The organism is Erwinia sp. MYb375 (assembly GCF_037479175.1).
In the GTDB taxonomy this organism is placed as follows: Bacteria; Pseudomonadota; Gammaproteobacteria; order Enterobacterales; family Enterobacteriaceae; genus Erwinia; species Erwinia rhapontici.
The window spans coordinates 541,421-554,498 of the sequence record NZ_JBBGZS010000011.1 but is presented as its reverse complement, the minus strand read 5'-3'; the positions used below and the strand labels follow the sequence as shown (position 1 = coordinate 554,498).

Here is a 13,078-nt window from a genome sequence, read left to right as displayed (position 1 = left end):
CCCTTCTGGTCACTATACCGTGATCATTTCGAATTACGGATAAAGTCATCCATATCGGTTTTCAGGTTATCGGATTTAGTACCGAAAATCGCCTGAACACCAGAACCTGCCACGACCACACCGGCCGCACCCAGTTTCTTCAGACCCGCCTGGTCGACTTTGCTCACATCCGCCACGCTAACGCGCAGACGGGTGATGCAGGCATCCAGATTGGTGATGTTGTCTTTACCGCCGAAGGCAGCCACCAGGTTACCCGCCATTTCACTGGCGTTCCCGACAGTCTGCTCGCTGGTCGTTTCTTCACGCCCAGGTGTTTTCAAATCCAGCTTGGCGATCAGTACACGGAAAATGGTGTAGTAGACCAGGCCGTAGACGATACCCACAATCGGGAACAGCCAGATTTTGCTGCTGTTACCGCTCAGAACGATGAAGTCGATCAGACCATGCGAGAAGCTGGTGCCGTCACGCATACCCAACAGGATAGCGATTGGGAAGGCCAGACCCGCCAGGATTGCGTGGATTGCATACAGAATCGGCGCAACGAACATGAACGAGAACTCGATCGGTTCGGTGATACCGGTCAGGAATGAGGTCAGCGCGGCGGAGATCATGATGCCGCCCACTTTGGCACGGTTCTCAGGTTTCGCTGAATGCCAGATAGCAATCGCCGCGGCTGGCAGACCGTACATTTTGAACAGGAAGCCACCTGACAGCATACCTGCCGTTGGGTCACCCGCCATATAACGTGGGATATCACCGTGGAATACCTGGCCTGCGGCATTGGTGAATTCACCAATCTGCATCTGGAAGGGAACGTTCCAGATGTGATGCAGACCGAATGGCACCAGCGAACGCTCAACCACGCCGTAAATGCCAAAGGCGACGACCGGGTTCTGATACGCCGCCCACTGTGAGAATTCCTGAATCGCAGTACCAACGGGTGGCCAGATAAAGGACAGCACCACACCGAGGAAAATCGCGGTAAAACCGGAGATGATCGGAACGAAGCGTTTACCCGCGAAGAAGCCCAGATACTCAGGCAGCTTGATGCGATAGAAGCGGTTAAACATATAGGCCGCGATGGAACCGGCGATAATCCCGCCCAGTACACCCGTGTCAGCCAGGTGCTTAGCCGCAATCTCTTCGGCAGGCAGGTGAAGGACCAGCGGTGCCACGACGGCCATCGTTTTCACCATGATGCCGTAAGCAACAACGGCGGCCAGTGCTGAAACGCCATCGTTATTGGTGAAGCCCAGTGCCACACCAATCGCGAAGATCAGCGGCATATTGGCAAACACCGAACCACCGGCTTCGGCCATCACATGAGAAACTACCGCTGGCAGCCAGTCGAAGTTGGCAGAGCCAACGCCCAGCAGGATCCCCGCAATCGGCAGCACCGATACGGGCAACATCAGCGATTTACCGACCTTTTGCAGGTTCGCAAATGCATTTTTGAACATAGTGTAAAGCTCCTGAGTATGAGTGCTTTTCTTCGCGCTGTGCGCGTTGCAAAGGGGGAGGATCCTTTGCGGGTAATGCAAAATAAGGAGCGTCTTAAGCGCTCTCGGTATTTATTACGAAGGGTAAAATAAATCCGCTCAAATTTGTTTGATGGCTATCACGTTTCGTTGAACGCGTGCCACTTCTTTAGTAAAAGTTGGCGGGAAACGCCAGTTTTTTGCGCAAAAAAATGCAGCACCCGATTTAAGGGCGCTGCACTTTACGACTTTTGCTTATTAATTACGAGCTATAAAAGAAATCTCCGCCTCAATGTCAGTCTGTCAGACGCGACATTGGCACATGGAATAAGCGGGAGAAGTTTTCAGTGGTGGCCTGCGCCATCTGCTCAATGCTGACCCCTTTGACCACCGCCATGTATTCCGCCACATCGCGAGTATAAGCAGGCTGGTTTTCTTTGCCACGGTACGGCACCGGGGCAAGATACGGCGAGTCGGTTTCCACCAGCATACGGTCCAGCGGCACATGACGGGCGGCTTCGCGGATCTGTTCAGCGTTCTTGAATGTGGCAATGCCTGAGAAAGAGATATAGAACCCCATATCCAGCAGTCGGGTGGCGGTTTCACGATCTTCCGTAAAACAGTGCAACACACCACCACACTCTTCCGCTTTCTCTTCCTTCAGGATCGCCAGCGTATCTTCGCGGGCATCACGAGTATGGACGATCACGGGCTTATTCAGATCGCGCCCGACGCGAATATGTTCGCGGAAAGAAGCCTGCTGACGCACCATCGTCTCTTTTTGGTAAAAATAGTCCAGGCCGGTTTCACCCATCGCGATAACGCGCGGGTGGGCGGCCAGCTCGCGCAGTTCAGCGAAGTCATACGCCTCTTCCTGATTCAGCGGATGCACACCGCAGGAATAAGCCACGTTTGGACGTTCACCAATCAGGTCAACCATCGCTTTGTAGCCCGGCAGCGTGGTCGCTACTGCCAGCATAAATTTCACATCGCGGGCAGCAGCCTTTGCCAGCACATCCGACACATCCTGGTGCAGGGTTTCATAATTCAGGCCATCGAGGTGGCAGTGGGAATCAACTAAAAACATAATGTACTCTCTAAAGCGGTGAACCGGCAGATGCCGGGTTAAGCATGGCTTCCCAGCCCAGCAGCTGATTGGTCAGTAGCAATTCACGGTTGACGGCGACCACATTCAGCAGGCGGTCGCGACAGATAATCCACTGGCGCAGACTGGCATCAATAGCGCTGGTCGGTAACAGGGTGGCGATACGCATCACATCCGCCTGGCGATCGACGTTGCTGATAAACTGCCCGCCCCCTTGCTGCCATTTCACGGCATCGATCAGCAGTGAACAGAGCCAGCCAATACGCTGAGCGGCATCATCATGATGTAACGCGGGAAGCAGGCTCAGCATATCGCCCTGCAACGCATCAGGTAGCGCCTCGCAGACCCGATGACGTTGCTGCCAGATTTTATCGTCCAGTAACGCCAGAGCGGCAGCAGGTGCCCCCGCTGACAGGCGCAAGGCGGCAGTACGTTCGTTCAGACCGGCCGCAGACTGTTTCTGTAACCATTGCAGACTTTGTGCTTCTGCGGGGGGAGCGAGGTGCCACAGTAGACAGCGGCTGCGCAGCGTCGGCAGCAGGCGCGAGGGTTCGCGGCTACTGAGTAAAAACCAGGTATTTTTCGGCGGCTCTTCCAGCGTTTTCAGCAGCGCATTCGCGGCGGCCTCAGTCAACTGTCCGGCATCCGGCAGCCAGACAACTTTTGCCCCTCCCTGCTGCGCATGATGGTACAGCTTCTCAGTGACACTGCGGACTGCGTCAATGCCGAGTGAGCTTTTGCCTTTTTCCGCTTCCAGCCGATACCAGTCCGGATGCGTTCCGGCCAGCATCAGCTGGCACGCGTGACATTCACCACAGCTTTTCAGGCCATCAGGCCGCTTGCACATCAGCCAGCGGCTGATCCCCCAGATAAGGGCATCATCGCCCATCCCCTCCAGCGCCTGAATCAGCAAAGCATGATGGCCGCGCTGTGCCTGATGCTGGCTGAGGATCTGACGGTAGCTGTGATTCAGCCACGGATACCAGTTCATTGCTGTTCCTGTAACCACTGGTCAAGCGTCTGGCGCAGCGAGACGGTAACCTGTTCCAGTGACTGGGTGGCATCCACGGTTTTGATACGGGTATCAGCGGCTGCCAGCGCCAGATAACGGTCACGCGTGCGGATAAAGAAGTTGAGGGATTCCTGTTCAATGCGGTCCAGCGCGCCACGGGCACGGGCACGTTGCAGGCCAATTTCAGGCGTGACATCGAGGTACAACGTCAGGTCCGGGGAAAAATCGCCCAGTACTGCCTGCTTCAGGCTGCGCATTAACTCGCTGTCCATGCCGCGTCCTCCGCCCTGATAAGCCTGCGATGAGAGATCGTGACGATCCCCTACCACCCAGGCACCGCGCGCCAGCGCCGGTTTAATGACATTTTCAACCAGCTGTACGCGGGCGGCATACAACATCAGCAGTTCGGCCTGGTCGGTGACAGGTTCATCGTTAATCCCCTCCTTGATCAACTCGCGGAGTTTCTCTGCCAGCGGCGTACCGCCGGGTTCGCGGGTAAAGACAATGTCGTTAATGCCGTGGCGCTGAAGTTCGCTGACCACGGCATCGCGTGCGGTGGTTTTCCCTGCGCCTTCCAGGCCTTCAATAACGATAAATTTACTGTTCATTTTTTTCCTTCATCGCCAGGCGATACACCTGTACGGCTTTATTATGGCTGGCCAGATTGGTGGTAAAGGTGTGCCCTCCTTTTCCATCGGCCACAAAATAGAGGAAGTTGGTTTTATCCGGGTGCGCTGCCGCAGCGAGCGAGGCTTTTCCCGGCATGGCAATCGGGCCTGGCGGCAGTCCGTTAATCGTATAAGTGTTATATGCCGTGGGCGTTTCCAGATTCTTGCGTGTCAGCGTGCCTTTATAGGCATCACCCATACCATAAATCACCGTCGGGTCGGTTTGCAGGCGCATACCCAGACGCAGACGGTTGATAAATACCGAGGCGACGCGGCGACGCTCGTCACTCACCGCGGTTTCTTTCTCAATGATCGAGGCCATGGTCAGCATATCATTTTTGCTTTTATACGGCAGGTTATCCATTTTACCCTGCCATTCACTGTCAACCAGCGTCACCATGCGATCATGTGCACGTTTCAACAACGCGACATCGGTGGTGTTCGCCGTATAAAGATAAGTATCGGGATAAAACCAGCCTTCCACGCCGGCCTGTTCCCCCTCCAGCTTTAACGCGGCAGCCACCGTCGCGAGTTTGTCATACGTCAGCGTGTGTTTAATGTAAGGGGCATTGCGAAGCTGACTGAGCCATTCCTGCATACGCGTACCTTCAACGAAACGCACGGGAAATTGTGCCTCTTTACCACTGGCCAGCAGCGCCAGCATCTCCCGCACGGTCATTCCCGGCGTGAAGCGATAGGTTCCGGCTTTAAATTTCGCCAGCTCAGGTTCCAGCTTCAGCAGAACGCCAAACCACGGGCCATCAGACACGATGTGCTTCGACTCCAGTTGAGCCTCCAGCACTACGCGGCCTGAGCCTGCTGGCAGGGTAAAGATCGTTTCTTTGTTAATCGTTAACGCAGAATCAGCCAGCTGGCGTGTTTGCCAGTAACCGTATGCGGCAACCATCAGCACGAATGCGAGTAGCACTACTATCGTTTTTCGGAGTTTAGTCATGAAGGTCCCACGTCATTCATTATGGTGGTTGAGCAGACCAAAAAGCTGGCGCGATGAATAATGCCAGTTCTCAACCTGGTAAACCGGCAATACGGGCATCAGTGCGTTGGTGATCAGCACTTCTTCTGCCGACGCCAGTGCGTCAATCTCAGCACGGACTTCTGTCAGGGTGAAGCCCAGTTGAACCACCTGCTGCATCACCCATTGACGTTGAATGCCGTTCACACCGGATGTTGTTAAATCGGGGGTAAACACCTGATTTCCCGTACGCCAGAATAAATTAGCCGCACAGCATTCCACCAGCATAGCGTCACTGTCAAGCACCAGTGCCTCATCGGCGGCAGTCTGCTCAAGCTCTGTGCGGATCAGCACCTGTTCAAGACGATTAAGATGTTTTATGCCCGCCAGATGGGGATTTTTTCCCAGACGCACACTGCTGAGTGCCAGGCGCGCGCCAGTCTGACGGAGCGTATGATAGTGAGCAGGATAGTCAGAGAGAGACAGGATGCGTACTGGTTGACTGCAGCCTGTTGCGCTGTAACCGCGTCCGCCGCTGCCACGCGTCAAAATCACCTTCAGCACGGCATCGCTGCGGGTTGTCGCAGCAAAGCTCATTTCTTTTTCAAGTTTATACCAGTCAACGTCACCGATCATAAGACGTTCGCAGGCCTGCTGTAAACGCGTCAGATGAGCCTCAAGCAACCTTACCCTGCCCTGTTGAACACGCGCCGTGGTAAAACAACCATCGCCGAACTGAACTGCGCGATCGCGGATATCGATATTGTCCCGCGTGTCACCATTGACCCACATCATGCTCACTCTCCGTTATCATCAGTGCCAAGATTACCTGCCAATGCCGCCAGAATCATCTGATTGTCGCTCACTGACGACCAGAATAAAAAAAGGCCCGCACAGTGCGGGCCTTTCAATCGGACAGAACAAACTCAGATCTTACGGAAAATAAGCGAACCGTTGGTCCCGCCGAATCCGAAGGAGTTACACAGAGTGTACTCCAGGCCTTTTGTCTGACGCGCCGTGTGCGGAACAAAATCAAGATCACAACCTTCATCTGGGTTATCCAGATTAATGGTTGGCGGAACGACCTGGTCGCGCAATGCAAGAATAGTGAAGATCGACTCCACCGCGCCCGCTGCACCTAACAGGTGACCGGTCATGGATTTCGTCGAACTGACCATCACGCTGTTTGCGCTGGCACCAAAAACGGATTTCACTGCCTGCGTTTCTGCTTTATCCCCGGCCGGCGTCGAGGTGCCGTGCGCATTGATATAGCCGATTTGCTCTGGTGACAGTTGTGCATCTTTTAGTGCATTCACCATCGCCAGTGCCGCACCCGCACCGTTTTCCGGTGGAGAGGTCATGTGGTAAGCATCGCTGCTCATACCAAACCCGACGATTTCAGCGTAAATTTTCGCTCCGCGTTTTTTCGCGTGCTCATACTCTTCCAACACCACCAGACCTGCACCGTCACCCAGTACAAAGCCATCACGATCTTTATCCCACGGACGGCTTGCTGCCTGCGGGTTGTCGTTGCGGGTAGAAAGCGCACGTGCAGCACCAAATCCACCCACACCCAATGGTGTACTGGCTTTTTCAGCGCCACCAGCCAGCATAACATCAGCATCGTTATAAGCGATGATACGTGCAGCGTGACCAATGTTGTGCACGCCAGAAGTACAGGCAGTTGCGATGGAGATACTTGGGCCTTTCATGCCAAACATGATCGTCAGGTGACCCGCAATCATGTTAACAATGGTCGAAGGAACAAAGAACGGGCTGATTTTACGTGGGCCACCATTCACCAGAGAGGTGTGGTTTTCTTCAATAAGACCAAGACCGCCAATGCCGGAGCCAATGGCAGCGCCAATACGTTCAGCGTTCTCTTCGGTGATTTCCAGGCCAGAATCCTGCATGGCTTGGATGCCAGCAACAATTCCATATTGGATGAAGGCGTCCATCTTGCGCTGATCTTTACGCGAGATGAATTCATCACAATTAAAATCTTTTACTAAGCCAGCAAAACGCGTTGCGTAGGCACTAGTATCAAAATGGTCGATGAGGCTGATGCCACTCTGACCGGCAACAAGAGCATTCCAGGTGGACTCTACGGTATTGCCGACAGGAGACAACATGCCAAGACCAGTCACAACTACACGACGCTTAGACACGTTCGTCCTCCAGAGAGGGAAAAGTTGACACTGTGTGGGACGTTCAGATAAAACTCAGGCGGTCGAGTGACCGCCTGGAGATGCTCACTTATGCCTGGTGACCATTGATGTAATCAATAGCAGCCTGAACGGTAGTGATTTTCTCAGCTTCTTCGTCCGGAATCTCGGTATCAAACTCTTCTTCCAGAGCCATTACCAGCTCAACGGTATCAAGAGAATCAGCGCCCAGATCTTCTACAAAAGAGGCAGTATTAACAACTTCTTCCTGCTTAACGCCCAGCTGCTCGCCAATGATTTTCTTAACGCGTTCTTCGATAGTGCTCATACTATTAAATTTCCTATCAAAACTCGCTTTCGCGATGGTTTTCGTAGTGTATAAAATGTTGAAAAAGATGCAACTAAATCCCGGCTGGTCCAACCACGATTTTACGCTATTCTGCGGCCTTTACCCCAAATAACGCAAATATTTTCGTGATTTTCAGACCATGTACATTCCGCCATTGACGTGCAGCGTCTCACCAGTGATGTACGCGGCCTCGTCAGAGGCTAAAAATGCAACGGCATTAGCGATCTCCTGCGCGCCGCCGAGGCGACCTGCAGGAACTTCCGCCAGAATGCCCGCACGCTGATCTTCGCTCAGTGCACGCGTCATGTCGGTTTCAATGAAACCAGGTGCCACGACGTTAACAGTAATACCACGGGACGCGATTTCACGCGCCAGTGATTTGCTAAAGCCAATCAAACCCGCTTTTGCTGCCGCGTAATTTGCCTGACCCGCATTACCCATTGTTCCAACTACGGAGCCAATGGTAATAATTCGACCCGCACGTTTTTTCATCATGGCACGCATTACCGCTTTTGACAGACGGAATACTGAAGTCAGATTGGTGTCCAGGATGTCCTGCCACTCATCGTCCTTCATGCGCATCAGGAGATTATCACGCGTGATGCCTGCATTATTGACTAAAATGTCCACTTCGCCAAATTCGGCGCGAATATTTTCCAACACGCTTTCAATCGATGCGCTGTCGGTCACGTTCAGAAGCAGGCCTTTACCGTTATCACCCAGATAGGTACTGATAGCGTCGGCGCCACTTTGGCTGGTCGCAGTACCCACAACTTTGGCACCACGTGCCACCAGGGTTTCTGCAATCGCACGGCCGATTCCACGGCTTGCACCGGTTACCAGCGCAATTTTACCTTCGAAGTTCATGTTTCTCTCCGTGTTATTGTTCAAGCGCCGCTGTCAGGCTGGCCTGGTCGTTTACCGCCGCCGCTGTCAGGGTGTCAACAATACGTTTAGTCAGCCCGGTCAGAACTTTACCCGGACCCACTTCCAGCAGCGACGTTACGCCCTGGCCGGCCATAAATTCTACACATCCGGTCCAGCGCACTGGATTGTACAACTGGCGTACCAGCGCACTACGGATAGCTTCTGCTGACGTCTCGCACTTCACATCAACGTTATTCACTACCGGGAAGGCAGGCGCGTTGAAGGTCAGCTGTTCGAGTGCTGCGGCCAGTTTATCTGCCGCAGGCTTCATCAGTGCACAGTGTGACGGCACGCTGACAGGCAGCGGCAGTGCACGTTTCGCGCCGGCGGCCTTACAGGCAGCACCCGCACGTTCTACGGCTTCTTTGTTACCGGCAATCACAACCTGACCCGGAGAGTTAAAGTTCACCGGAGAAACAATTTGCCCCTGAGCAGACTCTTCACAGGCTTTGGCAATAGACGCATCGTCCAGACCAATAATCGCCTGCATCGCGCCAGTTCCTTCCGGAACGGCTTCCTGCATCAGTTTGCCGCGCAGTTCAACCAGCTTAATCGCATCTGCAAACGCCATGACACCTGCACAAACCAGCGCACTGTACTCACCCAGGCTGTGCCCTGCAAGCATTGACGGCGCTTTTCCGCCTTTTTCCTGCCAAACGCGGAAAATGGCAACAGAAGCAGCCAATAAAGCAGGCTGAGTTTGCCAGGTTTTGTTCAATTCTTCAGCAGGGCCTTGTTGCACCAACTGCCAGAGATCGTAACCCAGTGCGTCAGAAGCTTCACGGAAGGTTTTTTCCACAAGCGGATTTGTTGCAGCCAGATCGGCCAACATACCTACCGTTTGCGATCCCTGTCCCGGGAAGACCATTGCAAATTGCGTCATTGTGATTTCCTGTTAATCGCTATTTTTGCTTAATTAAAAGCGAACCAGTGCAGAACCCCAGGTGAACCCGCCACCAAAAGCTTCCAGCAGAATCAACTGACCACGTTGAATACGGCCATCACGTACCGCTTCATCGAGTGCGGTCGGCACAGATGCCGCCGACGTGTTGCCATGACGATCGAGCGTCACAACGACTTTATCCATGTCCATACCCAGTTTGCGGGCAGTGGCACTGATAATACGCAGGTTTGCCTGATGCGGCACCAGCCAGTCGATAGAAGAACGATCAAGCTTATTGGCTTCCAGCGTTTCATCAACAATGTGAGCCAGTTCAGTCACTGCAACCTTGAACACTTCGTTGCCCGCCATGGTGACGTAAGCTGGCGTGTCCTGATTCGCACGATCCTGATTAGGCAGCGTCAGCAACTGGCCATAACGGCCATCTGCATGAAGATGAGTAGAGATGATCCCCGGCTCTTCACTGGCACCCAATACCACGGCGCCTGCGCCATCACCAAACAGGATAATGGTGCCACGATCCTCAGGATCGAGCATACGAGCGAGAACATCAGCGCCGATCACCAGTGCGTGTTTCACTGCACCATTTTTAATGTACTGATCGGCCACACTCAGCGCATAGGTGAAGCCTGCGCAGGCAGCGGCGAGGTCAAAGGAAGCGGCATCATCAATTTCCAGCATCTGCTGAATCATGCATGCTGAGCTTGGGAATGCGTGGCTGGACGACGTGGTCGCTACCACGATCAGACCGATATCATTTTTATCGATACCGGCCATCTCCAGCGCGCGCTCGGCCGCATGGAAGCCCATGGTTGCGACGGTTTCGTCCGGGCCGGCAATACGACGTTCACGAATGCCAGTACGAGTCACAATCCACTCATCCGACGTTTCTACCATTTTTTCCAGATCGGCGTTAGTCCGCACCTGCTCGGGCAAATAGCTGCCCGTACCGATAATCTTCGTATACATGTACGCTCAGTCACTCTTAGGTAATACCGCTTGAAGGCGCGCAGCAATTCGCTCAGGAACTTGCCGCCGCACCGCCTGCTCTGCCTGTTGGATCGCCACAGTAAATGCGCGTTGATTGGCCGCGCCATGACTTTTAATCACGGTGCCACGTAATCCTAACAGGCAAGCGCCATTGTACTGGTCGGGATTGAGATGGCCGAACTTCTTTGCCAGACGTTTCTTGAGCCAGCGCCCCAGCAATCCCAGCCACCAGGCCTTCTTTTTACCTTCGCCCTGTGAATTCAACAGCGAAAGGAACATTCTTACGACACCTTCCATCGTTTTCAGCGTAACATTGCCCACGAAACCATCGCAAACAAGCACGTCTGTCTTACCGGTGAGAAGATCGTTACCCTCGAGGTATCCAATATAGTTAAGTTCTGGCGATGCACGCAGTATTGCCGCGGCTTCACGTATCGAACTTAACCCTTTAGTCTCTTCCTGACCAATATTAAGCAGTGCCACTCTCGGTCGGTCGATGGCTAAGATTTCCTCTGCCACCACCGCGCCCATAACGGCAAACTGTACCAGCATAGCACTGTCCGAATCGACATTAGCGCCTAAATCCAGCACCACGGTTTTCCCGTATTGCTGATGCGGTAACACGGTCATCAACGCCGGGCGATCAATGCCGTCCAGCGGTTTTAATAATAATTTAGCTAACCCCATCAGCGCACCGGTATTGCCTGCACTGATACAGGCCTGCGCCTGCCCTGCTTTCACCTGCTCCAGCGCGACACGCATAGAGCTTCCACGACTGGCGCGGATCGCCTGTGAAGGTCTGGCATCACTGGCAATAACCGATTCGGCAGCAATGATCTGCAGACGTGCCTTAAGGGCAGAATCAGCTTTGGCAAGTAATGACGTGATGGTGTCGGGATCGCCGACCAGAAGGAGATGCAGATGCGGATTTAAGGCCAGTGCCTGCAGTGATGCAGGCACTGTCACGCAGGGACCGAAATCCCCGCCCATGGCATCTATCGCCAGGGTCAAACGTGTCAAAGTAGCGCCGCGGACCGCGGAATTACTTAACGATGACCTTGCGACCGCGGTAGTAACCATCCGCAGTGATGTGGTGACGCAGATGAGTTTCACCAGAAACTTTATCTACGGAAAGAGCTGCTGTGGTCAGCGCATCGTGTGAACGACGCATGCCACGTTTGGAACGGGTTGGTTTATTCTGTTGTACGGCCATGGACCTTACTCCTATTACTTACGCTTTAAACTGGCTAATACGGCAAATGGGTTTGGTTTTTCTGCCTCTTCAGGCAACTGACCAAAGACCATGTCCGCCTCGGACACTTCACAGTGTTCAGAATCATGCACCGGAACGACAGGCAGGGCGAGAATGACTTCATCCTCAACCATTGCCAGCAGATCGGTTTCGCCAAACTCGTTGACGTTGATCGGCTCGTACGCTTCCGGCAGTGCTTCGGCCTGTTCGTCAGTGACGACCGGGCTGAAACAGTACGATACGTGGACATGCTGCGGAAAAGTCTTGTTGCAGCGTTGGCAGCACAGCGTCACTGAAACTTCGGCCGTACCTTTCAGTACTGCCAGACGCTGCTCGTCAATCGCAAACGACATGACACATTCTACATCACTGTCCACACTCACTACCGACTCGGCAATCCGCTCAACCTGCTCAGGGGTGTAAACACCCTGGTAGTCCAGGCGTTTTTGAGCGGTACGAGTCGCATCGAGAGTTAGGGGTAATTTTACCTTTTGCATAGGGCGCGCATATTAACTTTGTAACGACATAGAGTCAAAGAAAAAGGCCGTTTTGCGGCATCTTTCACCCATGATTCGCATCCAGTGCGGCGCATAGTTTAAAATGCCTGACACTGATTCGCTATATATTCTGGAAAAAATTATGCGCCACCTGGTATTAGCCTCCACATCGAGCTATCGAAAAGCCTTATTAGCCAAACTGGAACTGCCGTTTATTACCGCGGCGCCAGAGGTGGATGAAACCCCGCTGGCCGATGAAGATGCCACTGAACTGGTGGTAAGACTGGCAACCGCCAAGGCGCAGGCGCTGGCCGGACACTACCCGGACCACTTGATTATTGGTTCCGACCAGGTCTGCGTGGTGGCCGGAAAAATTTTTGGCAAACCTCTTACAGCAGCAAGGGCGCAGGAGCAATTGCGTGCAGCCAGCGGCCACAGCGTGGTGTTTTATACCGGTCTGGCGCTCTATGACAGCCGCAATACGTCACTGCAGGTGCTTTGTGAACCCTTCAGCGTCGATTTTCGCACACTGAGCGACGAGGAAATCGCAGCCTATATCAGCAAAGAGCAGCCACTCAACTGTGCAGGGAGCTTTAAAAGTGAAGGACTGGGTATCGCACTGTTCGATCGCCTGTCAGGGCGTGACCCCAATACACTGGTAGGGCTACCGTTGATTGCCCTGTGCGACATGCTGAGAAACGCCGGTGTTAATCCACTGATGTGATGGAGAACCGAAGCACGGTATGGGGCCTGGGTCAGGC

The 13,078-nt window shown here is 53.7% G+C and carries 15 protein-coding genes; 1 reads left to right on the top strand and 14 read right to left on the bottom strand.

The features are described from left to right. Positions 1 to 23: 23 nt before the first annotated feature. From ptsG to yceD, 14 genes are all read right to left on the bottom strand, one after another. Positions 24 to 1,460 (bottom strand): PTS glucose transporter subunit IIBC, encoded by a 1,437-nt coding sequence (ptsG, locus tag WH279_RS05060; RefSeq protein WP_200640429.1) that lies wholly within the window; start codon positions 1,458 to 1,460, stop codon positions 24 to 26. Positions 1,461 to 1,773: 313 nt separating this feature from the next. Continuing rightward, entirely contained in the window at positions 1,774 to 2,565 is a 792-nt protein-coding gene (locus tag WH279_RS05055; RefSeq protein ID WP_339455188.1) for a metal-dependent hydrolase, read from the bottom strand. 10 nt (positions 2,566 to 2,575) lie between these two features. Further along, positions 2,576 to 3,574 (bottom strand): DNA polymerase III subunit delta', encoded by a 999-nt coding sequence (gene holB / locus WH279_RS05050; RefSeq protein WP_339455187.1) that lies wholly within the window; start codon positions 3,572 to 3,574, stop codon positions 2,576 to 2,578. Further along, positions 3,571 to 4,203, bottom strand: coding sequence for a dTMP kinase (gene tmk / locus WH279_RS05045; RefSeq protein WP_200640432.1), 633 nt, complete (start codon positions 4,201 to 4,203; stop codon positions 3,571 to 3,573). The genes holB and tmk overlap by 4 nt, the downstream gene beginning before the upstream one ends. Continuing rightward, a complete protein-coding gene (gene yceG / locus WH279_RS05040; protein ID WP_339455186.1) occupies positions 4,193 to 5,218 on the bottom strand; it encodes a cell division protein YceG in 1,026 nt (341 codons plus the stop codon). Before yceG ends, tmk begins: the two co-directional genes overlap by 11 nt. A gap of 12 nt (positions 5,219 to 5,230) precedes the next feature. After that, positions 5,231 to 6,031: an aminodeoxychorismate lyase gene (gene pabC, locus WH279_RS05035; RefSeq protein WP_339455185.1), complete on the bottom strand. Its 801-nt coding sequence runs from the start codon at positions 6,029 to 6,031 to the stop codon at positions 5,231 to 5,233. 131 nt (positions 6,032 to 6,162) lie between these two features. Further along, positions 6,163 to 7,404: a beta-ketoacyl-ACP synthase II gene (fabF, locus tag WH279_RS05030; RefSeq protein ID WP_133842830.1), complete on the bottom strand. Its 1,242-nt coding sequence runs from the start codon at positions 7,402 to 7,404 to the stop codon at positions 6,163 to 6,165. A gap of 88 nt (positions 7,405 to 7,492) precedes the next feature. Next, positions 7,493 to 7,729 carry an acyl carrier protein gene (gene acpP / locus WH279_RS05025; RefSeq protein ID WP_004157115.1) on the bottom strand — a complete coding sequence of 79 codons (237 nt, stop codon included), beginning with the start codon at positions 7,727 to 7,729 and terminating at the stop codon, positions 7,493 to 7,495. A gap of 153 nt (positions 7,730 to 7,882) precedes the next feature. Further along, the gene (gene fabG, locus WH279_RS05020; RefSeq protein ID WP_062743729.1) at positions 7,883 to 8,617 is read right to left on the bottom strand and encodes a 3-oxoacyl-ACP reductase FabG; all 735 of its coding nucleotides are present in this window, start codon (positions 8,615 to 8,617) and stop codon (positions 7,883 to 7,885) included. A gap of 13 nt (positions 8,618 to 8,630) precedes the next feature. Further along, positions 8,631 to 9,560, bottom strand: a complete 930-nt coding sequence (gene fabD, locus WH279_RS05015) for an ACP S-malonyltransferase (RefSeq protein ID WP_200640437.1) — start codon at positions 9,558 to 9,560, stop codon at positions 8,631 to 8,633. A 33-nt stretch (positions 9,561 to 9,593) separates the two neighbouring features. Beyond that, positions 9,594 to 10,547, bottom strand: a complete 954-nt coding sequence (locus WH279_RS05010) for a beta-ketoacyl-ACP synthase III (protein ID WP_200640438.1) — start codon at positions 10,545 to 10,547, stop codon at positions 9,594 to 9,596. Positions 10,548 to 10,553: 6 nt separating this feature from the next. Next, the gene (gene plsX / locus WH279_RS05005; RefSeq protein WP_159337076.1) at positions 10,554 to 11,588 is read right to left on the bottom strand and encodes a phosphate acyltransferase PlsX; all 1,035 of its coding nucleotides are present in this window, start codon (positions 11,586 to 11,588) and stop codon (positions 10,554 to 10,556) included. 22 nt (positions 11,589 to 11,610) lie between these two features. Continuing rightward, the gene (gene rpmF, locus WH279_RS05000; RefSeq protein WP_003849870.1) at positions 11,611 to 11,781 is read right to left on the bottom strand and encodes a 50S ribosomal protein L32; all 171 of its coding nucleotides are present in this window, start codon (positions 11,779 to 11,781) and stop codon (positions 11,611 to 11,613) included. A gap of 14 nt (positions 11,782 to 11,795) precedes the next feature. Continuing rightward, complete coding sequence (gene yceD / locus WH279_RS04995; RefSeq protein ID WP_200640439.1) at positions 11,796 to 12,317, bottom strand: 23S rRNA accumulation protein YceD; 522 nt, start codon at positions 12,315 to 12,317, stop codon at positions 11,796 to 11,798. 142 nt (positions 12,318 to 12,459) lie between these two features. Here yceD and WH279_RS04990 point away from each other — a divergent pair, with 142 nt between their 5' ends. Beyond that, positions 12,460 to 13,041, top strand: a complete 582-nt coding sequence (locus WH279_RS04990; RefSeq protein WP_200640440.1) for a Maf family protein — start codon at positions 12,460 to 12,462, stop codon at positions 13,039 to 13,041. Positions 13,042 to 13,078 lie beyond the last annotated feature (37 nt).